We start from the raw sequence: 25,700 nt of genomic DNA on the forward strand, positions 1-25,700 counted from the left end.
GGTTCAACTAGCAATCAGTGGGGACGAGGATCCTCACTATTTGAAGTTTCACTTTATTTTAACATGCCATTCTCCATTTTCGAACAGTTTCCATCGAAAGGCTGTCTTAAATTTCTTGCCATAAGAAAAGGAGCTCTCCAATAAGTTCACCTGCCGGAAAGCTCCTTTCACCCTTTATTTTCTTTTATCTATTTCTTCTCAGCTAACCAGGCTGCCAATGCTTCAGCCTCTTCACCTTTTACTAAACCAGGGGGCATATTTCCCTTACCATTTAAAATAATATCTAAAATTTCTTCTTCCGAATAACGGGAGCCCACATCATTTAGTGCCGGTGTATTTCCCATACCTTGCAGATTGCCGCCGTGGCATGTTGCACAGCGCTGTTGTGCTACTTGCTCGCTTGAATCAACAGAAGCGCCGCTTTCTTCATTTGTACCGCCGTTATTTTTTGCATTGTCTCCATCGTCACCGCCGCATGCACCAAGCACTAGCGCTGAACCTAGCATGAAAGTTGCTAACCATCTTTTTTTCATTTTGAAACCCCTCCAAAAATGAGTTTACTTGCATATGCTATTATAGCATCTTTATGCACGTTTAAAACCTTCACCCAGCACCTCATATGCATCCGAAACGATAACAAAGGCAGATGGATCAACCGTTTGGACGATTTGTTTCAGCTTTGTGAATTCTGTTTGATAAACAACTACCATCAATACCGGCTTTTCACTTCCTGTATAGCCGCCGAATGCCGGAATTTTTGTCACACCCCGGTCAATTTCTTTAAAAATTGCATCACGTATTTCATCCTGCTTATTCGTTATAATATACACCATTTTCGATTGGCTAAAACCCAGCTGGATAATATCGATTGTCTTCGTCGTCACATATAAACCGATCAGTGCGTACAGTCCCTTTTCGATATCAAATACAATAGCTGCACTGATGGCAATCAATCCATCGATCAAAAGCACGCTCGTCCCCAATGTCAAACCTGTATATTTCGTAATAATCTGTGCAAGTAAGTCTGTCCCGCCTGTTGAAGCTTTCCCCTTGAATACAAGACCAATGCCTGTTCCAACAAAAATACCGCCAAAAATAGCACCGAGCAGCGGTGTGTATGTCCATGCATTCCAGCTCTCTGTCAGTATGACAAAAAACGGCAGAGCCAATGTACCCACTAGTGATTTCACACCGAACTTCTTCCCTAAAATCAAGACGCCTGCTATGAAAAGCGGAATATTAAAGGCATATTGAACAATCCCAGCATTCCAGCCAAATATTCCATGCAGAATCGTACTAATACCGCTTACTCCGCCCGAAGCTACCTGATTGGGAAAGAGAAATGCATTAAAGCCGATTGCTACTACAGCTGCCCCTGCGATGACATACAAATACTCTATAATTGTATCTTTTGCAGAATTTTTTTCGTTATTCACATTTTTCCCTACCTTTTTTACGAGTCAATTTAGCCATGATTATAACAAATGCTAAGCGTTCTGAGAACTTCATTAAAGTGAAGTTTCTTATAATTGAAGGAAAACACAAAATTACATGCATCCGGTAACTCTATCTAATGGTTTTAGCTTACGGAACTAAAAGAAACTCGGACAAAACCTAAAAACACCATTTTCCAGATGGAAAAATGGTGTTTTTTCGGTATGGTCACAATTGATTTCCGTTACGGGTACGCTTTCTGAGGGCATGTGCTGAGCCTGTTCGTGCTATTCCCCAGGAAGCTTTGCTCTGCACCGAGAGCTTAGCGGCAGATGCACTCGGCTCTGCACTTCAATCAATCTCGAAAGCATCAAATTTTTCTTATAGATTTACCCTGATTTTCTTGGGGTTTCTACTTATGTCCAAGCCTCCAGCCACTAATAATTTTCAAATGTTTCTTCTACCCAGTCATCCGCTTCAGCCTGTATTTGAATGACTGCCTCTTTTGTCAGCCCTAACTTCTCAGCGTACTTATCAACCTGTTCCCATTCTGCTTTGCTTAATGCGATACTAAACTGCAGATAAGGAGTCATTTCTGTTTCTCCTCCGCCAATGGTTTCTGCAATTTCCTCCGAAAACGGCAATTGCTGCAGAATCATATCCATCGGTCTACGCAGCAGTGAATCGATTAATGAAAACAGCCCTATCAGAAAGTACTCTGAAAAGTTCTCCCTGTAATTAAGCCTTGCTATCTTTTCACAAACTTTCGCCCGGAATAAAGATGTCCGCATCAGCTCATTAAATACATCTGTTTTATTACGGCTATTGATTTCCCGCATTGCCAGTAAGTAAATCCATTTTCTTAGTTCTGATAAGCCCAGCATCAAAATAGCCTGTTTGATTGACCGTATTTTTGACCTCGTCCGTTTCGTCGACTTATTGATCAATTGCAGAAGCTTGTAGGAGACAGAAATATCCCGTTCAATACTTTCCGCTAATTTATTGATATTAGGTTCTTCATCCCTCAATAAAGCGAGAATTTGAAAATACTGAAGTGTGTTTGCCGGAATGTCCGTCGATCTAATCAGCTGCGGCTGCTCAAAAAAGTATCCTTGGAAAAGGGTATAGCCTGAATGCCTTGCCACATCAAATTGATTGCGGGTCTCCACCTTTTCCGCCAGCAGTTTAATATGCGGAAAGTCTGTTTTTACCTTTTTTTCAATCTCCATTCGTTCCAGCAGCGGCGAGAGCAGAAAATCTACTTTTATATAGTCAATATAAGCAAATAACTCATCGTAAATTTGAACCTCTTCCTGTAATACAAAGTCATCAAGAGCTATTTTAAACCCCTTCTTTTTCAGCTCTCGCAAACGCTCGACAAGCTCCGTTGTAATCGGCACATCTTCTAATATTTCTATCACAACCTTAGACGGTTCCAGATAATCAGTTAGAGGGCCCATCAGTAAATTGTATGTAAAATTTACAAAGCAAGGACGTCCCTTGCTTACTTCGTCAATTCCCATATTCACAAAAGAATTAACAAGCACATCAACAGTTGCTGCATCCGAATCAGTGATGGGAAACGAATTTCCGTCTTTATTACGGTAAAGGAGCTCATAGGCAACCACTTGTTCATGTAAATTAAATATAGGTTGTCGACCAATAAAAACCTCCATACAAATTTCCTCTCTTTACGTTTCTTTTCAAAATTATACCATAACTATGCTACTTAATTAGTAAAATTTCTTCGCAAACTACAAAATCTTTAAAGGAAATTATCTATTTAACTAAAAAAAAGATAGGACGTAAGAACGCCCTTATCTCCTTTTATTATAGATATTTATTAAACCACTCTATAATTTGTGTTAAACGCTCCACCCGCAAGTTTGGTGTACCTGTTCGAGACAGGTTATGGTCATTGTCAGGGAATCGGACAAAGCCGACCTCTTTACCTAACGACTTTAATGTAATATAAAGCTGCTCTGCCTGCTCGATCGGACACCTGAAATCTTTTTCACTGTGCAGAATCAATAATGGTGTCTCTATATTTTCAGCATATTTCAGTGGGGAGAAGTCCCATAACTTATCGACGGATTTCATATCGGCAAAGTGCTGCCACTCACTGAAGTAGTACCCGATATCCGATACACCGAAGAAACTGATCCAGTTTGAAATGGAGCGCTGTGTGACTGCTGCTTTAAAGCGGTTTGTATGGCCAACAATCCAGTTCGTCATAAAGCCGCCGTAGCTGCCTCCTGTCACACCCAGACGACTCTCGTCAATCCAATCATAGGCTGCTAACACATAATCAACCCCAGCCATGATATCCTCATAATCACCGCTGCCGTAATCGCCGCGGACGCCATCTACAAATTCCTGGCTGTAGCCATGGCTTCCTCGTGGATTTACATATAACACACCATAGCCTTGTGCTGCTAATAGCTGCATTTCATGGAAAAATGTATTGGCATACATTGTATGAGGACCACCATGGACCTCTACAATTAATGGATACTTCTTGCCTTCTTCGTAGGCAGCCGGCTTCATAATCCATCCGTGCACATCCCCAATTGTTGTTTGGTAGACGATAGCTTCAGGAGTAGAAAGCGGTACTTCCCGCATAAATTCTTCATTCAAATTAGTCAGCTGGCGGCGTTCCCCTGTCGTGATATCAAGGAAGAACACTTCGCCAGGGAATGCTGGATTAGAAATTGCAGCAAGAGCCCAGTTTCCATTACGCGCTACGTCATAGCTGTAAACATGCTCGCCTTCTGGAGTGGCCGGGAAAATGCTTCCCTCAAGGTCTGCATAGTACAAGCGTACATCACCCATCGTTGATAATTGGAAGTACAATGCATTTGTTTCCGTCCACACGACACCAGGTGCATCCACTCCCTGTTGAACATCGGCTACGGCAAGATCACCTGCTGGAGCATCTAGCATTTCTGTAAGCTGCTGTGTAAGTCCCGTCTCCGTATCATAGATATACACATTGTTATGCGTAGCATTTTTATAAGAAGCGTCGCTGCCGATATACGCGATGTATCGGTTATCATATGAATATGCTACACCACCGTAATAGCCCTCTTCATCTACAAGTGTTTTCTCTTCCTTTGTCTCCACATCAACGATATACAGGGGTGTGCGGAATTCAAAGTCCAGGTTTTCCGCTCGATTGACGCTCATAACAATGCGGCTGCCATCGCGGGAAATACCCGCCAGCCCATGATGAAAATCCCCTGTTGTAAACTGCTCTATCTTTTCATCGGCAAGCGTCAGCACCGCAATTTGGGTGAATTGATCCTGGGGACGCAGCCCTGCTCCGCCAATCCCGTCCATTTTATATTTCATGCCATTTACCACATAAGCCTGAGGTAATTTATCTTCCTCTTTTTCTGCCTTATCAGTAATTGTTTTCCCCTGTTTGACACTTCCAGTCAGCCATACTTTTTCTCCACAAGGGCTCCATGTAAAGGAACTTACCCCATTTGCAAGATCCGTCACTTTTTTTGCTTCTCCGCCACGGCTTTGAAGAATATATAATTGATTTTTTTCATCACGGTTAGAAAGGAATGCAATTTTCGTACCATCAGGTGACCACTGAGGGCTGCTGACGCGCTCTTTTCCAAATGTCCATTGCGTTGTTTCCCCTGATTCGATATGTATATGGAACAAGTGAGCGTAATATTTATTGTCTTCCTTATCGATATGAGTGCGAATAAAAACCGCCTCTTCATTCGATGGCGACAGCACCGGATTTGCGACAGACTGCAAAGTAAATAAATGATCTGTTGTTAACATGTTGATCCCTCATTTCGATTTATTTCGGATTCCGTAACAATAGTGTATCATCCATTTCTGTTTTTTCCTAAACCTTTCTACTAAAAATACTAAATATTTTTTTAATTTAATCTCTTTCAACAGATTACACTATCATTCTTCCTGCATCATTTGCGGCTGCTGGCGATCATACATTCAACTTAAATAGAGTACCTATTTTTGCGGTCCTTTCAACTTATGTAAGAGCACCTTCATTTCATCACTTTCCAACAAAAAATCGGCATTAGCTCCTAGCTAACACCGGTTTATCTATTCCTTATCGTTTTCCTTTGTTTCATGTAAAATATATTGCAGCGCCCCTACTCGGCATGAATTAACAGCCCGCATTACATCCTCCACTTTATCCCCATCAGGCAGTACCCACGGGCGGCGGTCTACATTAAACACCGCTGGATTACTGTTTATACAATTTTGAGCATGGATGCATAGCTCTTTTTTAAAGAATACATCGATATCCTTGCCGTAATATTTGCGATATCCCTCTTCCAGCAATTTTTTTTCGTCCATAAAATCAGCTCCTCTTTTTTGACTATACCCCTGAAAAAGGAACTTTTATACTTATGAAAACACATCTAATTTAAGACAGAGAGGACACTAGTCTTGATGAGAGGTATAGCTTGCTCTCTTTAACCGCAAAAAAGCCAGCGCTATGGAAGCACTGACTCCAGCCTGTTGACAAACGCTCTCATCCAGCGTTGCTTGCCTCGCTCGTACCCTCATGAACTTAGGTTCTATTCGCGTCTTCGCTCGTCGGCGCGCCTTGTCTGGCAAGCGTTTTCAAGACAGGCTGGGTAAACCTCCATTTTATGAAATTACCAAAAAAAAAACGAAAAGCCAGCGCTATGGAAGCACTGACTTCAGCCTGTTGACAAACGCTCTCATCCAGTGTTGCTTGCCTCGCTCGTACCCTCATGAACTTAGGTTCTATTCGCGTCTTCGCTCGTCGGCGCGCCTTGTCTGGCAAGCGTGTTCAAGACAGGCTGGGTAAACCTCCATTTTATGAAATTACCAAAAAAAAAAAACGAAAAGCCAGCGCTATGAAAGCACTGACTTCTTATTTATCATTCTATTTTGCCGGCAGCGCGTCTTTTAAAGAACGGCGCAGAATTTTACCTGTTGAATTTTTCGGCAGCTCGTCTAAAACTTCAATTGTCTTCGGCACTTTATATTTTACGATGTGCTCTGCACAATAATGCTTCAGCTCGTCTGGTGCCATCGTTTTATCCTTTAATACAACATAGGCATGTACCGCTTCGCCAAAATCAGGGTCCGGGAATCCTACTACTGCTGCTTCAATAACATTTGGATGTGTAAACAGCACTTCTTCCACTTCACGCGGATAGACATTGTAGCCCCCTACAATAATCATATCTTTTTTACGATCGACGATAAAGAAGTAGTCCTCCTCATCCTTTCGTGCAAGGTCTCCTGTGTAGAGCCAGCCATCACGGATCGCCATAGCTGTTTCTTCAGGCATTTTATAGTAGCCCTTCATGACGTTCGGCCCTCGAACAATGAGTTCCCCAACTTCACCGACAGGGACTTCTTCGCCATTTACATCCACAACCCTATTTTCAACATTGATGATTGATTGTCCGATTGATCCAGCCTTTCGCTCCCGATCTAATGGATTGAAACATGTAACTGGAGATGCCTCTGACAGACCATATCCTTCCGAAACCCGTACATTGAATTTTTCTTCGAAATTATGAAGCAATGCAACTGGTAAAGAAGCACCCCCTGAAATTGCCAGGCGGAGATGGGAAAATACTTTCGGATCTCCCTCCTCGAATTGATAGAGGAAGTTGAACATCGTCGGTACACCTGCAAAGACTGTTGCCTTATACTCATCTGCCAGTTTGAATATTTCACCTGGGCTGAAACGTGGTGCCAATAAAAGCGTAGCGCCCTTCATCAGCGGTGCATTTACGACTACTGTGAGCGCAAATACATGGAATACAGGTAACGTTGTAATTACTCGGTCTTCTCCAGCTATTTGCAGGTAATTACCTACATCTCTGGCATTTGAATAAAGATTGCCATGCGTTAGCATAGCGCCTTTTGGATGGCCCGTTGTCCCGGAAGTATATAAAATAACAGCCGTATCATCTGTATGTACTGCAGCCGGTTCGATGGATGCAGCCGTCCCCGCCAATACATGTGTGAATAGCTTCGCCTTCTGTTTCGCTGCATCACTTAATGCAGCATATTTCTCCCCTATATCCGGTGTTGTTTCACAAATAATGTACGCTTCTACCTGCGGAAGCGCTTTCATACCCATTTCTACAAGCGGCAATAACATGTCGAGTGCAATAACCGCTTTTACATCCCCATTTTGAATGATGTATGAAATTTCATCCGGCGTATAAATCGGATTAATCGGAATGGCAGTCGCTCCCAGCCTCATCGTTGCATATAAAGAAATGATAAAATGAGGTGTATTGCCAAGCAGCAACGCTACATGATCTCCCTTCTTTACCCCCATATCCTGCAGCGTCGCAGCAAAACGTCCTACTGTATGCTCTAACTCAGCATAGCTCGTGCCTTTCCCCATAAAATAGTACGCAATCTTTTCTGGTTGTTCGAAAGCTTGTTGTCGTATTTGTTCAACTAAATTCAATACATCCATCCCCCTTTGTGCGCAAATGAATTTCCATTCATTTTCCTAATATTATAAAATAAATATATTAATAAAACAATAGAGGATTTGTATTTCATTCGTCTTTCTTGTTAAAAAATAACGTTTTTTTCTACTTTATTCACTATCATTCAATCTTTGAGATGGGCAATATAACGCCAGCGGATCATGTAAAAGTAGACAACTTGCACTATCGCAAACAGACAAAATGCAATGATGATTTCTTTTACAATAATGAGGTTAACAATATCCTTCAATACAGACTGCAGGGCAATAAATGCAAATGTGCTATGAAGCAGCGCCACTCCCCATGGCAGGAAAAACTGCGGGGCAAGGTGCCTTGTAATAAGACGCTTCTGCTCTAGATCTGTCAGTCCCATCCGTTTAAGGACAATAAATTGCTGGCGCTCCCTTTCTAGATTTGCATATAGCTTGAAATAGATAAAGCTTCCTGCCGCTAACAGGAAAACCACTACAACAAGCACTCCTACAACCGTAAACAGCGAATACGTAGCTAATATATAAGAATAATTTAACCCTGTATTCTCAAAGTAAAAAGGTAATGAATAGACAGAGTTTGTGACATATTCATGCGATACAATATGCTGAATGTCCAGTCCAATATCCTTCGCTTCTATCCAGTGAGGAATGTCGAATGCAAATAAGTGATAGGCTGGCGGCTCACCCTCGACTGCCAACGGGTTTACTAAACGTTCAAAATCCTCGTCACTGATGATGATGGAATTCCGGCTAACAATGGATGTAGGGAAGATAATTTCAGGATATACACGATCAATTGTGATTGGTAAATTATTCTCCGTCAGCACTGTCTCTACAGTAACATCCTCCAAGTTTTTTATGGATTCATCTGAATAAGGAATGAACATTCCCTCTCCCGGGTTCATTCTTATAAGCGGCAAGCCATAGGAAAACAGCATCCGGTTAATATCTGTCTCCCTGAATATTTCCACTTCATTCGATGTTGCCAAAGAGGTCTGTTTAATAACCTCGAACCGTGTGATATGGTAAGAAAATCCCTGTTCTTCAAGCTCCGATATAATACTCAATACATGTTCTGTTTCATAAGGGTTATCCACATGTCCTTTGTAAACAATGCCCAAAGGATTCAATTTGTCGTACTGGGCAGTGTAGGAGGAAAGAGCAGCAAGAAGCACCACACAGAGCATAGCCAGCATCGAAACGATGGCCACCACAAAGAACATTTTTGCATTTTGACGCATTGTGTACAGTTGTTCTGCAACTGACAGCATACGTGCTTTGTGCCAGTAAAACGACTTTTGGCGTTTCAATAAATCTAATAGCAGAAAGACCGAGTCCGTAAAGAAATAAAATGTACCGAACGCCACAAAAATCGGGATAAGCAATGTAAAGGTAAATAAAGTTGTCTTTGATGTAATAAGCGCCAGCATATAGCCGACTAAAATAAGTACAATTCCTAAAAAAGCGCGGCGCTTGGAATACTGGTCTGAAACGTCCATAGACTGCCTCTTTAATAAATCGTTCAGCTTCGGATCTGGCCTATACATGACACTGCCGAATGAAATAATGACAAATGCACCCATAAAAACGGAAAAGGTTAATAGGAACGGGGCCCACGAAACATACAATGGCAAATCTTCAAGCCCTAAAATTTCACGGATCACCATAAAGAAAAATTTCGAAAAAGCAAAGCCGAAAAGAATGCCGCTCATACTAGAAAGCAAACCAATAATCATTGTCTCCAGAAACACAAGCTTATTGAGCTGACGCCTCTCCATGCCCAAATGCAGGAGGATAGCAAACTCTTTCGAACGTGCCTCTAAAAAGGCTTTCATCGAATAAAAAATAAAGAACCAAGAAAACAATACGAGAATGATTTCTGCAATAACCATCCCGACGATGGAGACCTCTCCAATGAATCCACTTTCCATTTCCGGATGGAACACAAGCATGGAATAGAGGAAAAATACGAAGACAGAGAAGAAACTGGCCATGAAAAAAGCAGCATAATTTCGAAAGTTACGAAAGACATTACGGTAAGCGAATTGACGAAAAGTCACCAACTTGTCCTCCTAATAAGCTAAGTACGTTTAAAATCCGCTGGAAAAATGCCTGTCTGCGGTCATCTCTATAAACTTCGTTAAAAAATTCTCCATCTTTAATAAATAACACGCGGTCACAATAGCTGGCGGCAATCGGATCATGCGTTACCATAACAATAGTCGCATTCTTTTCCCTATTCATTTTTGATAACAGCTCCAGTACCTCACGAGAGGCGTTCGAATCTAGGTTGCCTGTCGGTTCATCAGCTAATATAAGAGATGGTTCATGAATCAGGGCACGCGCAATCGCTGTACGCTGAGCCTGTCCTCCTGAAATCTCATTCGGCCGTTTTTCTAATATATTTTGCAAATCAAGTTTATCCGCTAGTGCTGCAAGACGTTCCTCCATCATGGCGACAGGTTTTTCATCCAACGTCAATGGAAGAATAATATTCTCCTCTACTGTCAGCATCGGCAGCAAATTGAAATCCTGAAAGATAAACCCCAGCTCACGTCTGCGAAAGTACGCCAGCTCCGTACTATTAAGGCTTTGTGGGCGCATCCCATTAAAAATAATCTCCCCTGTAGTAGGCGTATCAATCATCGAGATTAAATTAAGCAGCGTCGTCTTTCCGCTGCCTGACGGTCCCATTACTGCTAGAAATTCACCCTCGTTTACTTCGAAGCTTAGTTGATTCAAAGCCCTCGTCGTTACTTTTCCTTCGTATACTTTTGTTACTTCATTGATGTTTAATATTGACATAGTATCTCCTTTACCTAGATGAAATCGGCAGCTCGAGGATCCATGGAAGTACTGCCTCAAAGCTAATTTCTACTATCTCTCCGGTCATCCCATCAGGCACTGCTTCCATTTCCTGCGTCATGGAAAAGCAATAGTCTCCCGCCACAATATCCCATCCATCCAGCTCTCCTTCAAGGTGTTTCCCGTACAGATGATAGCTTCCTGTATACATCATCATCGTGCCGTCCTCCACTGCATGATAGGATAGGTCGCTTGGTTTGAGCATATCAATACCGAGCAAATCGAAAAAGGCCTGCACTTCTATATCTGCAAAGCTGCTCACCTGTATATAATTCAGCCACGGCATGGCTTCATTCTGATAGTTCATCTGCGCATACAATGCCTTTGTTTTTGGGACATCAACGAATAATTTCCATTCCCCTACCTGTACATGTTCCACTTGCATCCCCCTAGTGTTGAAAAATTATTTTAACTGTCGTACCGGCACCCACCTCAGACTCGATAATGAGTTCGTGACCTAATTTTGTACATATCTCCTGTGCGATATAAAGCCCCATACCTGTCGATTCTCCGGTTTTACGGCCATTTTCCCCTGTGAAAAATGGCTTTGTGACACGAGACAGGTCAGATTTTGGGATACCGATTCCTTGATCAGCTACACAAAGCACAACACTATCCCCCTGCTTTATAACCTTGATGAAAATTTTCTTATTTTCCTCAAATGTGTATTTCACAGCGTTTGTAATAAACTGCATGACAACAAACTTCAGCCATTTCGAGTCACTCATAACGAGCGTATCTTCTTCCATTTCAACTTCAGGGAACACACGATTCGTAATAAATAAACGTTTATTTTCATTAATAGTAGACGTGACAAGCTGCTTTAAGTTCACCTGCTCGACCTGGAGATCCTCTTGGAAATTTTCAAGCCGTGCATTCATTAAAACCATCTCAAGGCCCCTCTTCAGCCGCTCCACTTCTTCCTGCACGCTGCGTTTATCAAGCTCATCCTCTTGAAGAAGCAGCTCCAATACAGATACAGGGGTCTTCATTTGATGAATCCACTGATTTGTAAACTTGTACTGTCTTGTCTGCCGGGCATAGAGCGCCTGCACCTCATATTGGTACAATTTGTACAATTCATGCATGTACTCTTCTGTCTGGTAATATTCGATTGTTTTTGCATTCTTCTGAAGTGCATCATCCATCTGCCTTGGAAGCTCGGCAATTTTTTTTAAATAGCGTCTTCTCAGCATGTACCTTATCGTAAGAAAAGAAACAATCAATACAAGGCTCATCACAATTGAATAGAGGGCCGTTTCAAAGTTGCGAAAGCCTTCTAGCCAATACAGCATTAAAATGAACAATACGAGAAACACTTGAAAAATGACATAGGATAAATGTTCAGTAATAAATATCTTCAATCCCGCTCCCATTACATTTCCTCCGCGCTTAAAATAAAGCGATAGCCGGCACCTCGTACGGTTTCAATACAAGAGACAATTCCATAATCCGCTAATTTCTTTCGTACACGCGTCATATTCACATTTAACGTATTTTCATCTACAAAGGCTTGATCATCCCAAAGTTGTTCGAGCAGCTGATCCCGTGAAACGACTTTCGGTGCATTGCCCATTAGTAAATCCAGGATGATGCACTCTTTTTTCTGAAGGGGGATGACCATATCCTTTAAGTGAAGCTCCATTCGCTCTAAATGTAATGTCAGCTGCCCCTGCTTGATCGTCCGCTCCCCTTGCTTTGGTGCATACTCACCATACGTACGCCGCAGATGGCTGCGAATCTTTGCTAGAACAATCTCGTAATTAAATGGTTTTGTGATAAAGTCATCACCGCCATTTTCTAAAGCAAAAATCTGGTCCATTTCACCCGAACGAGCTGAAATGAATAAAATCGGGCACTTGGTCTGCTGTCGTAACTGCCTGCACCAATAGTAGCCATCGTATGTAGGCAGATTGATATCTAATAGTACGATATGGGGGTCAAACCGTTTACACTCTTCTATAATTGCTTCGAAATTTTCGACGATTGCGACTTCATACTGATATTTACGTAAAGTTTCTGCAAGCAACGAGGCGATTTTCATATCGTCCTCCACTATATAAATACGGTGTTTTTCCATTTTGTCACCTCTTTACTCCTTAAAAATAACTACTCCTTTATTTTACATGAAAAAATGACCCTCCTCAAAAACTTTAGGAAGGTCATCTGCCATAATTAATAAATTAATTGTAAAAATTCGTCTTTTGTTACGCCGCCAAAGTATTTTGGAATGTCTATTGGAGAAAGCACTTCGCTGATTGCTGCACGTTCATACTTTGTTCCAACAAGCAGCTCCTGTACTTCAGCCACATCGCCCACTCCAAAGAAGTCACCGAAAATTGTTGCCTCTTCAATCATCCCCTTGTTTACTTCCAGACGGATATCGATGCTGCCTGACGGGAATCTGTGCTGTTTTTGAATATTAAAGCGCGGTGATTTGCCATAGTTCCATTCCCACTTCTGATAACGTTCCTCGGACAGCTTATGGATATTTTCCCAATCTTGTTCCGTCAGCTCGTAATACTGGATATGTTCCTCTCCGCCGAAAATAGATCTCAAAATTTCCATACGGAATTCTTCAACTGTCATCGGTTCCTTCAGGAATTCAGAAATATTGGCCACACGGGAACGGACAGACTTAATTCCCTTTGATTCAATCTTGTCCTTTTTCACCTTTAATGCTGATACAACCGCATCAATTTCTGTATCGAACATCAGGGTTCCATGCGAAAACATGCGTCCCTTTGTAGCGAATTGGGCATTCCCGGAGACTTTGCGCCCTTCCGCTAAAATGTCATTACGACCGGACAATTCAGCATTAACGCCAAGCTTCGCTAATGCATCCACCACAGGCTGAGTGAACTTTTTATAGTTATGGAAGCTGTTCCCGTCATCCTTTGTCAGGAAGCTGAAATTTAAGTTTCCGAGGTCATGATATACAGCTCCTCCCCCCGAAAGACGACGAACGACAATCACACCGTTCTCTTCCACATAATCCGTATTAATTTCTTCAATAGTGTTTTGGTTTTTGCCGATGATGATGGATGGTTGGTTTATATAAAAGAGAAGAAAATCGTCTTTTTCAATATCCATATGCTTCAGCACATACTCTTCAATTGCCAGGTTGATGCGTGGATCGGTAATGCCTTTATTATCGATGAAATACATCTATTTCACTCCTTCACAAAATGTACATAAATATTTTAACCTAAATTCACACTTTTGTGTTGACGAACATAAACTGTTATAATACAATGAATACAATCAAAACAGTAATATAACAGATGATGAAAAGGAGGCTATCCACAATGTTAGAAAATGTAGTTGAATTTTTCAAAAACCTACCCGACAAAGTTTGTGTTCAATGCGGTGATAAGATTGAGGAACAAAGCGAATGCTACAGCAACAATTGTGAGAAATGCAACACTCTTTAATTCACAGTATATTGCTGATTGACGCTTCACTTTATGATTCTATAACACTATAAAGTTATTGCTTACACATCCATTAGACGTCCGGGTCCGCTCAATACCCGGACGTTTTTTCTTTTTGATTCCAGGTTATTAGAAAATGGTTCGCCTTCTAACATCCATTAAAAAAGTGTATTAGTACAGTGCTGTACTAATACACTTTTTCTTTTATGATTCCATCAGCTTTGAATACTTTTGTTTGTATAAGCGTACACAGGAGATAAACCGTATCATGACCATATGCCATCTATATTTACAATCGTCAAGCAGTTTTCATACCATTCTCTTTCTATAGGAAACGATAGGACGGATTGCTTTCATACAATACATTTTCAGCATAAAATCATGGAATACTTACACCAATTAATGATGCCCTTCTGATTTTTCTTCCTCTGGATTTTCATCCTCTTTCATATGATCCATCGAGCTTGAGCTGTCATCCTCCAGCACTTTACTCATATCAGGGTTACCTACGATGAACTCGTGTTTTGGCATGACATGATAAGCGCCAGCCGTTGTATGGGCATACATATAGTAAACACCCTCTTTTTCAAACGTATAGTCCGTCGTATATACACCGTCTGCGGATAGCTCGCCTTCAATCATTTCTCCTTCATCACGAAGACCAGACTCCCATACTTCAAACTCCACCGTTGCATCATCCACAGCTTTGTCACCTTGAGTCACTTTCGCTTCCAATGCAATTTCTTCATTTACTGCTACTTCCATAGGAGTCAGTACTTCCACTACTACTTCTACTGGCATTTCACCATTATCGATCGTATCTACCGTTTCTTTTTCCGTACAGCCTGCTACAAGAGCTGCTGCTGCCGCCATTGCCATCCACAATCTCTTCATCATCTATTCCTCCATTAATGGTAGTCTTACTGTCACTATCGTTCCTTTTCCTAATTCACTTGCTATATGCAGTGTACCACGATGCTGCTGAACGAGTTTATCAACGATAGAAAGGCCAAGCCCACTGCCGCCATCTGCTCTGCTGCGTGCCTTATTGACTCTATAGAAACGTTCAAGAATCCGAGGTAAATCTTCCTGCGGTATACCAATCCCTTTATCTTCTACTTGAATCACTGCCCACTCGTCTTCTATCATGGCATTCAAATAAATGCTTGTCCCTCTATCAGAATAACGAATAGCGTTTTCAAGTAAATTAATAAAGATCTGCCTCATTTTCTCTTCATCTGCTTCTATAATAATTTCTTCATTCAGTTCAACAACAATAGCAATTTCTTTTTCAACTGCCTTTGTGTTTACAAGTGCTGCTGAATCACGCAGTGTTTCAGCTAATACAATCGGATACATTTTATCTGTCTCTTCCGTATCAATATGGACAAGCTGCATCAGTTCATTCGTCAGCCTTTCCATCCGGTTGGCCTCTCGTGCAATCAGGCAAATTGCCTCGTCCTTTTGTTCCCCTTCAATAAAACCATTCTGGATTGATTCACTATAGCCTTTTACATAGCTGATGGGTGTTCTCAGTTCATGAGAAACCGTAGCCAAAAATACCTTTCTTTCTTCATCTTCCCGCTGGATTGCCTCAGCCATATGGTTAAAAGCCTCCGATAGCTGGCCAACTTCATCGTTAGATGTCACACCTACTCTTGCGCGATAATCACCGGTTGACATTCGCCGTACAGCTTGCTGAAGCTCATGGAGCGGATACATGATACGCTTCAGCCCTTTGAACACTAAATAGCCTATTAAAATAGAAAACAGTACAACTCCTGCTATTAAGAGCACCACTTCTTTACTCGCCAGTTCACTAATTTTTGCGAGTGGATAGTATAAGTACAAAATACCTTCAAGCCGGTTCTCATCCGTAAATGGCAAGATGACTGAAATGATCTGGCGTTCGAACCGCTCTTCGTAGCCAATCTTCGTGACCGCATTTCCTTCAAGCAGCTGCCGGCGCTCGTCTGGTCCAATTAATGTTTCGTAGTCGATATCAAATGGCACACATGCACTGAGCTCTCTCGGATTGCGGACAGCGAATACATTAAAAATAGAGTAGTTGTTATGCTCTTCTATTTCTGCAATTAATTCATCCGAAACTGCTCCGCCTTTATATTTCGTAGCAAGTTTTCCGCCAAACTCAATCATGGATGCCTCTGTATCCTCTACATAAAGCTGCTCATACAGAAAATCGGTGAATAAATACATGAAAGCGATCGTAATGAGAAGGAAACTAACAATTAACGTCCATATCTTACCCGCAAAAGTTCTCATTTGACCTTCTCAAAGCGGTAGCCAATGCCCCATACTGTCTGAATATAATCGCTTGCTTCCTTTGACTGTTTTCCTAATTTAAGACGCAGCGTTTTAATATGTGTATCGACCGTCCTTGTACCTCCGCTGTATTCCATATCCCAGATTCTCTCTAGCAGCTGCTCACGGGAATACACATTATCCGGACTTTGCATAAATAAATAAAGCAGTTCGTATTCTTTTAATGTTAATGGAATCTGCATATTATTGACTGTTACTTTTCGTGAAATTTCGTCCAGCTTAATACAGCCGCGGACCAATAGTTTCTGCTCTGTTTCATATATCAATCGGCCTGTCCGCCGCAGTACTGCATGGATACGGGCGACCAGCTCACTTGCTGTAAATGGCTTAAGAATATAATCATCACCGCCAATGGTCAACCCTCTTACCTTATCATCATTCGAATCGCGTGCGGTTAAAAAGATGATCGGGACATTAGATGTTAGACGAATATTTCTACATACTTGGAAGCCGTCCTCTTTTGGCATCATTACATCGAGCAAAATGATATCTACCTGCTCTTTCTCCAATAGGGCGTATGCCTCAAGACCGCTTGCAGCAGTCAGTATTTTGAACCCTGATTTTGTCAACATCACTTCAATCAGTTTACGCATATCCAATTCATCTTCAACAATTAACACCGTCGTCATTTTATATCCTCCCTCGCAAGCAATTGGAACGGTCCTTCCTTTGTTTTTACTCTCTTTTCAACGCCTTGCTCATTCACAAAATAGATTGTCTGATCGTCATATCCTGCAACGGCTATCCATTTTCCGAAATAGGCCGCCGCAAACGGATTGGCTCCGACTTTTTGGTGCCATAACACTTCACCCTCTCTATTTGCTACGTATAATGTGCTTTTACCGTGACTGATGACAGCCACTTCCTGGCCTTTTTCCGTTATCCCTATCGGCATGAGCGGCATGTTAATTTCCGTTAGCCTTTCGCCTGTTTCTAAATCATAGACATCAATCGTTTCATTGGGCCTATTGCCTTGTCCATGTCCGCCTACCCAAACAGCATGCTGTTCTTCCAGGATCGCAATGCCATGGGAAGATTTGGCAATATCCCATTCATCTACTACCTGAAAAGTATCAATATCTAATACTGACAAAATCGTATCCTTATAGTTCACTACATATAAAAGTCCATTGTGTGCCGTCATGGACATCGGATAATTATATAGTTTTTGTTCACTTAATTTGGCAGCCTGTGAATCATAACTTGTCACAGTATTTGTCTTACTGTTGGCCATGAAAAAGCGCTCTGTTTGGTCATCATAATATACATTGGTTGTACCAGCTCCGCATTCAATGACTTCAACACGTTTACCTGTAGAAAGCTCATATAGATGCGCCTCCGTCAAATCATGGCCATACATTAATACACGGTCATGCTGAATGAGTGCAGCACCTGTATAGGCGGCATCAAAATCCCAAGTGGTGATTTCCTTTCCCTCATAATCGAAAAAAGAAAGGGATGGCTGCAAAATGTTCACCGATGCTACGAATGGTTGATGGGGATTGATTTCTGTAAAGCGCTCTCCACTGCAGCCACTCATCAAAAAAATGCACGCCAATAGAACAACTATTTGATTCTTCACATAAATCCCTCCTTCCTCATCGTACTCCATAATTGTGAAATATCAATGAAGTAAACGCGGTAAAATTGTGAACAAGAATTGCCGCTCCTAACTATAGTACAAATCATTTTACAAAGGAAGATTTATAGGTTGAAGTTGTCTTTCATTTTATAAACCTTAAACTTTCATAAACTATTTTTTATACTCAAATGCATGAGATTCCTGTCATTTCAACGAGCCGTTCTATCTGCTTTTGGAGCACTTCCTAAACAACACGAAAAACCCCCGTAAAAGTTAGATTGGTGTCTAACTTTTACGGGGCAGATCATTACTGCACAGTTTCTTTTTTTACTATTCGTTTCAGCATGCCGGCAGCAGCCTCCCGTCCCTGTTCAATACAGTCCGGTACACTGATTCCCTCATAAGAACTCCCGACAAGCATGACATCCGGAAACTTTTCGTATAATTCCTGTTTCATTTGCTGTACTCGCTCATCATGACCTACTGTATATTGAGGCATCGCCTGCTTCCAGCGAGTCACCACTGTGAATAACGGATTTTCCTGCAAGTCGACCGCTTTACGCAAATCCGCCAAAACAGTCCGTTCGATCTCACTGTCAGATAATTCAACAATGGCTTCATCCCCTACGCGACCTATATAAACACGCAGCAAATCATATCCTTCGGGGGCTACCCCATCCCATTTGCGGTTGCTCCACGTACAGGAGGTAATTGCCAAATCACTATTACGGGATACAAAGAAGTTTAAAGCATCCTTATATTTCGGAAGCTGGTCCTGCTTGAATGCCATCGTTACTGTAGCAATTGTCGCGCAGTTCATCAATGGCTGATGCTGCATGACCTCGTACTTTTCAAAAACAGATTTAGCTACGTTGAAGGGAGTCGTCATGATCACTGCATCAGCTTGGATAGGCGAAATATTATTCAACACTATCTTCATAGACCCATCATTTAGCTTTTCGATAGCTTCCACTTTTACACCTTTCAATACTGTACTCGGTGCCAGCTGTTCTTCTAACGTTTCGATCAGTGTCTCCAACCCATTCTCAAACGTTCCATATTGAAGCGGTTGTTCAGAAAAATGACCGATAGCCAGACGGTCAGCCTTTTTCTTTTTCATCCCAAGCAGCAAGCTTCGATGTTCTTTCTCCAACTGGTAAAACTCCGGGAACATGGATTGAATGCTCAAATGATCAATATCACCGGCAAACGTTCCCGCCATCAGCGGTTCTACTAAATTTTCTACTACTTCCTTACCAAAACGGCGTCTGAAAAAATCACCAATTGGTTCATCTTGTTCCTCAGCCGCACGTGGAATTACTAAATCACCCGCTGCACGAATTTTACCAGTTAAAGAAATCAAACCAGAAGCAATAAATGAGGAGACTTTCGGCGGTCCCCCCAGCAGCAGGCTGCCTGGGATGGGATACAGTTCCTTACCGACGGCTACATAAGTCTGTCCGAGATTGTTGTATACCAGCTTATTCGCAATCCCTAAGTCATGCGCTAAACGGCAGGCGCTGCCAGAATCATCGATAAAAGATTCCGGTCCACGTTCGATAATAAATCCATCTTTCCGCATCGTTTGGATTTTCCCGCCTACTCGCAAGGAAGATTCCACTACTACTACATCTAATGGATATTGCTGTTCTTTTGCAGCCTGCTGCAAATAAAACGCCGCCGTTAAGCCTGTAACGCCACCGCCTATTATGACTACCTTTCGTCTTTTTAAAGTCACCCTCATCATCACTCTCTATATTATTTCGCTAATTTATCGTTAATTGCATCTACCATTGCATCAATGAATAACGGATTTGTATTCGGCATCGTTGGACGATAGTAGCTAGCACCAATTTCATCACAAACAACTTTACACTCGATATCGTTGTCGTAAAGAACTTCCAAGTGCTCTGTTACGAAGCCGACTGGTGTATAAATAAATGCTTTGTATCCTTTTTCTGCATGAAGATCGCGTGTTAAGTCCTGTACATCCGGTCCTAACCATGGCTCTGGTGTTTGACCAGCTGATTGCCAGCCCACTTCCACGTTTTCAATATCAGAAGCTTCCTTAATGAAACGCGCCGTTTCGATCAATTGCTCTTCATATGGATCACCAGCTAGTTTAATTTTTTCTGGAAGGGAATGGTTCGATACGATTAAGCATGCATTGGCACGCTCTTCTTCTGACATTTTCGCCAATTCACCATTTACTGCCTGCTTCCAGAACTCAATGAACTTCGGCTGTGTATACCAAGACTCAACAGAAGTCAGTTTCAGGTCTGCTCCTAATTTTTCAATATGGGCTTGGGCACGTCCATTATAAGATTTGATGGAGAACGTCGAGAAGTGAGGAGCCAGTACAATCGATACGGCTTCTTGAATACCTTCATTAACCATCGCCTCTACTGCATCTTCGACAAACGGCTCAATATGCTTAAGACCAATAAATAATTTGTATTCCACTTCATCCTGTAATTCATTCAAACGTGCACATAAAGCTTCTGCCTGCGCTTTCGTCATTTTTGCCAATGGAGAAATGCCGCCAATTGCACGGTAACGTTCTGTCAAATCATCGATATGCTCCTGCGATGGTTTGCGCCCGTGACGGATATGTGTATAATAGCGTTCGATATCTTCCTCTTTATATGGCGTTCCGTATGCCATTACTAATAAACCGCGTACTGGTTTCATGAAATTTTCACCTCTAAAGTTATTATGTGCACATAAGAGGGGCCATTTACGCTCCCTCTAGTATCTATTTAATCCTAACAGTGCCCGGCTTCCTCTCATTGTCGCCGTTAAGGTGCCTATACAGACAATGTTACCCGCATTAAGACATATTAAAATACGAAACATAAAATAAGCAGATATGCTGTTCGAGCTGCCGGCACTCAGCAAATAGGATTGGTTTTATTATTTATTTTCCGCTCGTGCTTCACGGCTGTAGTCATGGATGAACGCTGTCAGTCGTTTCAGTACTGCCGGGTCCACTTCCGGGAATACACCATGACCTAAGTTGAAGATATGCCCACCCTCATGAGCAATACCTTGATCGATAATATCCTTCGCACGTGCTTCAAGTACATTCCAGTCAGCCAATAATAATGTCGGGTCTAGGTTTCCTTGTACTGGCTTTGTGATGCCGCGTGCTTCTGCTTCACGAATCGGCATGCGCCAATCAAGTCCCACTACATCAATCGGCAGGTCATGCCACTCATTCACTAAGTGAGAAGCCCCGACACCGAATTGGATTAACGGTACGTTTAATTTGCGAAGCTCGCCAAAGATACGCGTCATAACCGGCTTAATGAAGATACGATAATCTTCTACATTCAGTGCACCAACCCAAGAATCGAAAATCTGGATTGCTTTTGCTCCTGCTTCTACCTGAGCAGAAATATCAGCAATAATCATATCGGCAAGCTTGTCCATCAATGCAAACCAAGCTTTAGGCTGTGATACCATAAAGGACTTTGTTTTTGCATAATTACGAGAAGGACCGCCTTCAATCATATAGCTGGCTAATGTAAAAGGTGCTCCGCCAAAACCGATAAGTGGTACATTCAACTGTTCTTCTGTCAGGATTTTGATCGTCTCTAACACAAAAGGTGTATGCTCTTTCGCATTGAACTCGCCCAATTTTTCTACATCTGCCGCAGAGCGGATTGGATTAGAAATGACAGGGCCTACACCTGCCTTAATTGCTACATCCACACCGATCCCTGGCAGCGGTGTTACGATATCTTTGTAAAGAATGGCTGCATCCACATCATATTGCTCAACTGGGAGACGAGTTACATATGCACAAAGCTCCGGTTGCATCGTAATTTCTTCCAGTGAATATTTTTGTTTGATCTCACGATATTCTGGCTGTGAACGGCCCGCCTGGCGCATGTACCAAACAGGTGTATGGTCTGTCTGCTCCCCACGTGCTGCGCGCAGCAATGTATCGTTAATTGTTCTCATGAAAGAGTACCTTCCCCTCAAAAAATGTAATCAATTATACTTTGGCATAATTGTGTCGGGATTCGGTTTTTTGCTTGGGCCCACAGAACGCGGGTCAGTCATTGCCGCACGGTGCGACGATGGCTTACTTCCCTCCAAGACCTCCCTTCCGAATCCACCGGAGGCTTTCACTTGCTTCAGTAGGTGTTTCGGCACCCAGTGAAAAGCAACTTACATCCGCATTCATCCAGCCGCCTATAGAAGCAGGAGAATTGTGCTGAAAAAAGTTAATTCTGTAACCTTTGATATCCGTTATCAATATAAACTGTTCCAAGCTCATTGTATAGTTTTCTCGACTAAATGTCATAAAATTGTTCTTTCTAAAGGCGCGTTTTTGACAAACGTGTTTCAATAGCTTTTAAATGGTAATAAATATCATAAGGGAGGGGAATTTTATGAAGTTTTATTTAACATCAGGGACACCTGATTTTATGGAAAAACTAGTGAAGAAGCACGGGAAGGAAAATATGATTTTACTGCATGGCGGCGGCAACTCGGTAGTCATGCATGAAACAACGAAGAAAAGCGTCTTTGCTACACCGCGTAACTTTGAAGTCATCGATGGGTCAGGGACATTTGAGCAGCGTGGATTTGTGGCAATGCAAAATGTACCTGTTATGGATGAAGCACGTCCGGTGTTCGAGGAGCAGCTTGTTAGAAGCATCGCCCCTTTAAAAAATGACCCTTCACTCATTGCCTATCGGGTACTGCGCCCTATAAAGGCCGAAATTTATGTAGTCATAACGCAATGGGCTGGTCCAGCCTCTTTCGACACATGGACAAAATCAAACCAGTTTCAAGGTGAACTTGCAGCTCTTCTTGACTCATCAAGCTCTCCTACACAAAATTTATTCAATGCCAAAACCTATACAACAACTTATACAGCTCCACCTGCAGATTAAAAACCCTGGCGCTATGAGGTCAGCCTGTTGATAATCGCTTTCATCCAGCGTTGCTTGCTTCGCTCATACACTCATGAACTTAGGTTCTATTCGCGTCTTCGCTCGTCCGCGCGCCTTGTCTGGCAAGCGTTTTCAAGACAGGCTGGGTAAAACCTACTAAAAAAAATGTAAAAACCCTAGCGCTATGAGGCGCTAGGGTTTTTTGTCAATAATAATGTCAGTTCAGTAACAACAAGGATAATTACCGGCGTGATAAGGAATAATGGCTGGCCTATACTGCATACCGCCACTATCGCCGCCTGCAGTATAAGGAAGAATCGCAGCAGCGTCGCTACAGCTTCCAGGCGCTGCTCCTTTCGCACCGGGAATAACATGTCCATACGGAACTCTACGGATGAAAGCAGTGCATACTTTAATTGAATCGTTGTCGCGAATGCCAACGCTCCCGCTACCACCCAAGCTACTACTGGAATATCTACGAATGCACCAATTAAAGCAGAGATTGCTGTCAAACGCACCCAGAGATAGAAATGGTCATCTGTACGTATAAACGTCCGGAACACAAGGTATAGCTGTGTCTTTTCCTTTTTAAATGGAATCCAGCTATACAGAAAGTCAAGCCAGGCTCTTCGGCGGACTGACCCGCGAAGATGTGGCACCTCAGTGAAGTAATTGGCGAACCGGTAGAAGCGCATCATACGATTTTGTTCTAATTTTACAAAATGCTCATATGGTACAGGCTGTCCTTTCACCCTCTTCATCAGCGCTATGTTATAAGCGAGAAGGATGATGACAAAAAGTGCTCCCATCCATAGACTGCTTTCTAATATAGTCTGAAGTGTCAAAATAGAGATCACAAGACGTGCCGCCCGGTCGATCCATACATGCTGTCCGCGATTTCCATAACGGTAATTGAATTCTATTTGGATATTAAGGTACTTCAAGATGATGACAAACAATAATCCTGACCATACTTGAGCAGCAGAAAGATCTGTCACTGCATTCAGCAATGGAACAGCAATAATATAAGCAACTGCCGGTAGTAATACTTGAGAAATGAACGTCCAGTTCAGCGCTTTTTTAAAATACAGGCGCATTTTCGTTTCAAGGGGCAGCAAATACACCTGATCAGGCTCGCGTATTAACGTCGTAGGCGCACTGAAGGATAAAATCCCTCCGATAATGACGGCAACCAGCCATTCAGCAGGAAAATCATTCGGCGCTGCTTTTAACCATTCACTATATTGATAGCCTGCCGCCCCGACCGCAAAGACAAAGACGATTGCCAAATGACCTGTAAATACGAAGCGCATATATTTTTGCACTTCTCCTATATAATGTAGGAAACGCTTTGACCAAATACTGTGCATGCTATTCACCTGCCTGCTCCTTCGTCATCTCGATATACAGGTCATCAAGCGTTGCGTTCGGCATCCTGAAGCTTGCACGCAAATCATCCATCGTCCCTTGTGCACGAACGCGCCCTTCATGCAGTAGAATAATGCGGTCACAATACCTCTCTGCTGTCGATAAAATATGGGTGGACATCAAAATAGAGGCCCCTTCTCGTTTTTTTGCATCCATTTGATCAAGCAGCGACTGAATGCCGAGCGGGTCCAGACCGACAAATGGTTCATCAATGATGTAAAGGCTCGGATTTACGAGAAAAGCACACATAATCATTACTTTTTGACGCATTCCTTTCGAAAAATGAGACGGGAACCAATTCAGCCGCTTTTCCATACGGAATTCCTTCAGCAGCTTCTCCGACCGTTCTTCTAATGTTCTTTCATCAATTCCATACGCCATGGCTGTTAAGGCCAAGTGCTCCTTTAATGTCAGTTCTTCATATAAAACTGGTGTCTCCGGGATATAAGAAAAGCTGCCGCGGTAGGCATCCATATCTTCCTGCAACGTTACACCGTTTAAGCGTATTTCTCCTTCTCTCGGTAAGAGTGTTCCGATAATGTGTTTGATTGTCGTACTTTTACCGGCACCGTTTAGCCCGATCAGCCCGACAAGCTCTCCTTTTCCAATAGTAAATGATAAATCTTTTATGACGGGCTTCCGTGTGTAGCCGCCGGAAACATTCGATACTTGTAAAATTGTCATTATTTCACTCCTGTTCTTGTCCTTAGTTTATCAAAAAGTTAGAAAACATTCAGTCGGCATATGCTAAAATAGATGAAAATAGATGGAAAGGATGATTCAAGATGAGCGATTGCCTATTCTGTAAAATTGTTAATGGCGATATCCCCAGTACAAAAGTTTATGAGGATGAACATGTATACGCCTTTATGGACATCATGCCATTAACGAAGGGACATACACTGCTGATTCCCAAAACACACTGTCCGGATCTTTTTGAAATGCCGGAGGAAATAGCGGCCAACCTCTATAAAGCGGCTCCGAAAGTCGCAAAGGCAATCAAGCTTGCGTTCAATCCGGTAGGTATGAACACGGTAAACAATAACGGCGCAGCTGCAGGTCAGACGGTATTCCACTATCACCTGCATCTTATTCCACGTTATGATGAAACAGACGGCCTGAAAGTCGGGTGGGAATCCAAAAAATTTGAAATGGATGAATTGGCTAACTTTGCGGAGGCTATTAAGTCCAACCTGTAGTTTTTATGTTATCAGATGTCCCTCTCTTCT

The 25,700-nt window shown here is 42.3% G+C and carries 25 protein-coding genes; 3 read left to right on the forward strand and 22 right to left on the reverse strand.

Annotated elements, in window-relative coordinates; genetic code table 11:
• Positions 1-188: 188 nt before the first annotated feature.
• The 12 genes from cccB to AA0Y26_RS18645 all read right to left on the reverse strand — a co-directional run bounded on the left by cccB (position 189) and on the right by AA0Y26_RS18645 (position 13,945).
• Positions 189-533, reverse strand: coding sequence for a cytochrome c551 (gene cccB / locus AA0Y26_RS18590; protein WP_413363518.1), 345 nt, complete (start codon positions 531-533; stop codon positions 189-191).
• 51 nt (positions 534-584) lie between these two features.
• Entirely contained in the window at positions 585-1,436 is an 852-nt protein-coding gene (locus tag AA0Y26_RS18595; RefSeq protein ID WP_413363519.1) for a YitT family protein, read from the reverse strand.
• Positions 1,437-1,871: 435 nt separating this feature from the next.
• Complete coding sequence (locus AA0Y26_RS18600; RefSeq protein WP_413363520.1) at positions 1,872-3,110, reverse strand: EAL and HDOD domain-containing protein; 1,239 nt, start codon at positions 3,108-3,110, stop codon at positions 1,872-1,874.
• Positions 3,111-3,264: 154 nt separating this feature from the next.
• Entirely contained in the window at positions 3,265-5,235 is a 1,971-nt protein-coding gene (locus AA0Y26_RS18605; protein WP_413363521.1) for a S9 family peptidase, read from the reverse strand.
• Positions 5,236-5,523: 288 nt separating this feature from the next.
• Positions 5,524-5,781, reverse strand: coding sequence for a (4Fe-4S)-binding protein (locus tag AA0Y26_RS18610; RefSeq protein WP_413363522.1), 258 nt, complete (start codon positions 5,779-5,781; stop codon positions 5,524-5,526).
• A gap of 559 nt (positions 5,782-6,340) precedes the next feature.
• Positions 6,341-7,894 (reverse strand): fatty acid--CoA ligase family protein, encoded by a 1,554-nt coding sequence (locus AA0Y26_RS18615; protein ID WP_413363523.1) that lies wholly within the window; start codon positions 7,892-7,894, stop codon positions 6,341-6,343.
• A 149-nt stretch (positions 7,895-8,043) separates the two neighbouring features.
• On the reverse strand, positions 8,044-9,972 hold the full coding sequence (locus AA0Y26_RS18620; RefSeq protein ID WP_413363524.1) for an FtsX-like permease family protein: 1,929 nt from the start codon (positions 9,970-9,972) through the stop codon (positions 8,044-8,046).
• Positions 9,944-10,717, reverse strand: a complete 774-nt coding sequence (locus AA0Y26_RS18625) for an ABC transporter ATP-binding protein (protein ID WP_413363525.1) — start codon at positions 10,715-10,717, stop codon at positions 9,944-9,946. Before AA0Y26_RS18625 ends, AA0Y26_RS18620 begins: the two co-directional genes overlap by 29 nt.
• 10 nt (positions 10,718-10,727) lie before the next feature.
• A complete protein-coding gene (locus tag AA0Y26_RS18630; protein ID WP_413363526.1) occupies positions 10,728-11,156 on the reverse strand; it encodes a hypothetical protein in 429 nt (142 codons plus the stop codon).
• Positions 11,157-11,166: 10 nt separating this feature from the next.
• Complete coding sequence (locus AA0Y26_RS18635; protein ID WP_413363527.1) at positions 11,167-12,153, reverse strand: sensor histidine kinase; 987 nt, start codon at positions 12,151-12,153, stop codon at positions 11,167-11,169.
• A complete protein-coding gene (locus tag AA0Y26_RS18640; protein WP_413363528.1) occupies positions 12,153-12,857 on the reverse strand; it encodes a response regulator transcription factor in 705 nt (234 codons plus the stop codon). Before AA0Y26_RS18640 ends, AA0Y26_RS18635 begins: the two co-directional genes overlap by 1 nt.
• Before the next feature lie 95 nt (positions 12,858-12,952).
• A complete protein-coding gene (locus tag AA0Y26_RS18645) occupies positions 12,953-13,945 on the reverse strand; it encodes a lipoate--protein ligase (RefSeq protein ID WP_413363529.1) in 993 nt (330 codons plus the stop codon).
• Positions 13,946-14,085: 140 nt separating this feature from the next.
• Between AA0Y26_RS18645 and yhfH the strand changes: the two genes are divergently transcribed.
• Positions 14,086-14,211, forward strand: a complete 126-nt coding sequence (gene yhfH, locus AA0Y26_RS18650) for a protein YhfH (RefSeq protein WP_081978034.1) — start codon at positions 14,086-14,088, stop codon at positions 14,209-14,211.
• 399 nt (positions 14,212-14,610) lie between these two features.
• Here yhfH and AA0Y26_RS18655 read toward each other — a convergent pair whose 3' ends face one another.
• The 8 genes from AA0Y26_RS18655 to AA0Y26_RS18690 all read right to left on the reverse strand — a co-directional run bounded on the left by AA0Y26_RS18655 (position 14,611) and on the right by AA0Y26_RS18690 (position 22,448).
• Positions 14,611-15,108: a FixH family protein gene (locus tag AA0Y26_RS18655; protein ID WP_413363530.1), complete on the reverse strand. Its 498-nt coding sequence runs from the start codon at positions 15,106-15,108 to the stop codon at positions 14,611-14,613.
• A complete protein-coding gene (locus AA0Y26_RS18660) occupies positions 15,109-16,494 on the reverse strand; it encodes a sensor histidine kinase (protein WP_413363531.1) in 1,386 nt (461 codons plus the stop codon). It abuts the gene before it with no gap.
• Positions 16,491-17,183, reverse strand: coding sequence for a response regulator transcription factor (locus tag AA0Y26_RS18665; protein ID WP_413363532.1), 693 nt, complete (start codon positions 17,181-17,183; stop codon positions 16,491-16,493). Before AA0Y26_RS18665 ends, AA0Y26_RS18660 begins: the two co-directional genes overlap by 4 nt.
• The gene (locus AA0Y26_RS18670) at positions 17,180-18,136 is read right to left on the reverse strand and encodes a YncE family protein (RefSeq protein WP_413363533.1); all 957 of its coding nucleotides are present in this window, start codon (positions 18,134-18,136) and stop codon (positions 17,180-17,182) included. The genes AA0Y26_RS18665 and AA0Y26_RS18670 overlap by 4 nt, the downstream gene beginning before the upstream one ends.
• Before the next feature lie 307 nt (positions 18,137-18,443).
• Positions 18,444-19,883, reverse strand: coding sequence for a protoporphyrinogen oxidase (gene hemY / locus AA0Y26_RS18675; protein ID WP_413363534.1), 1,440 nt, complete (start codon positions 19,881-19,883; stop codon positions 18,444-18,446).
• 11 nt (positions 19,884-19,894) lie between these two features.
• Positions 19,895-20,827, reverse strand: a complete 933-nt coding sequence (gene hemH, locus AA0Y26_RS18680; RefSeq protein ID WP_413363535.1) for a ferrochelatase — start codon at positions 20,825-20,827, stop codon at positions 19,895-19,897.
• Positions 20,828-21,049: 222 nt separating this feature from the next.
• Positions 21,050-22,102, reverse strand: coding sequence for a uroporphyrinogen decarboxylase (gene hemE / locus AA0Y26_RS18685; RefSeq protein ID WP_413363536.1), 1,053 nt, complete (start codon positions 22,100-22,102; stop codon positions 21,050-21,052).
• A gap of 124 nt (positions 22,103-22,226) precedes the next feature.
• Positions 22,227-22,448, reverse strand: a complete 222-nt coding sequence (locus AA0Y26_RS18690) for a hypothetical protein (RefSeq protein WP_413363537.1) — start codon at positions 22,446-22,448, stop codon at positions 22,227-22,229.
• A gap of 88 nt (positions 22,449-22,536) precedes the next feature.
• Here AA0Y26_RS18690 and AA0Y26_RS18695 point away from each other — a divergent pair, with 88 nt between their 5' ends.
• Positions 22,537-23,043, forward strand: coding sequence for an antibiotic biosynthesis monooxygenase family protein (locus AA0Y26_RS18695; protein ID WP_413363538.1), 507 nt, complete (start codon positions 22,537-22,539; stop codon positions 23,041-23,043).
• 182 nt (positions 23,044-23,225) lie between these two features.
• Here the strand turns inward: AA0Y26_RS18695 and AA0Y26_RS18700 are convergent, their stop codons facing one another.
• Together AA0Y26_RS18700 and AA0Y26_RS18705 are read right to left on the reverse strand one after the other, a co-directional pair.
• A complete protein-coding gene (locus tag AA0Y26_RS18700; RefSeq protein ID WP_413363539.1) occupies positions 23,226-24,422 on the reverse strand; it encodes an ABC transporter permease in 1,197 nt (398 codons plus the stop codon).
• Entirely contained in the window at positions 24,415-25,155 is a 741-nt protein-coding gene (locus AA0Y26_RS18705) for an ABC transporter ATP-binding protein (RefSeq protein ID WP_413363540.1), read from the reverse strand. Before AA0Y26_RS18705 ends, AA0Y26_RS18700 begins: the two co-directional genes overlap by 8 nt.
• Before the next feature lie 101 nt (positions 25,156-25,256).
• Between AA0Y26_RS18705 and AA0Y26_RS18710 the strand changes: the two genes are divergently transcribed.
• Positions 25,257-25,670, forward strand: a complete 414-nt coding sequence (locus AA0Y26_RS18710; protein ID WP_413363541.1) for an HIT family protein — start codon at positions 25,257-25,259, stop codon at positions 25,668-25,670.
• Positions 25,671-25,700 lie beyond the last annotated feature (30 nt).

This window comes from Lysinibacillus canaveralius, from assembly GCF_047301505.1.
In the GTDB taxonomy this organism is placed as follows: domain Bacteria; phylum Bacillota; class Bacilli; order Bacillales_A; family Planococcaceae; genus Lysinibacillus_B.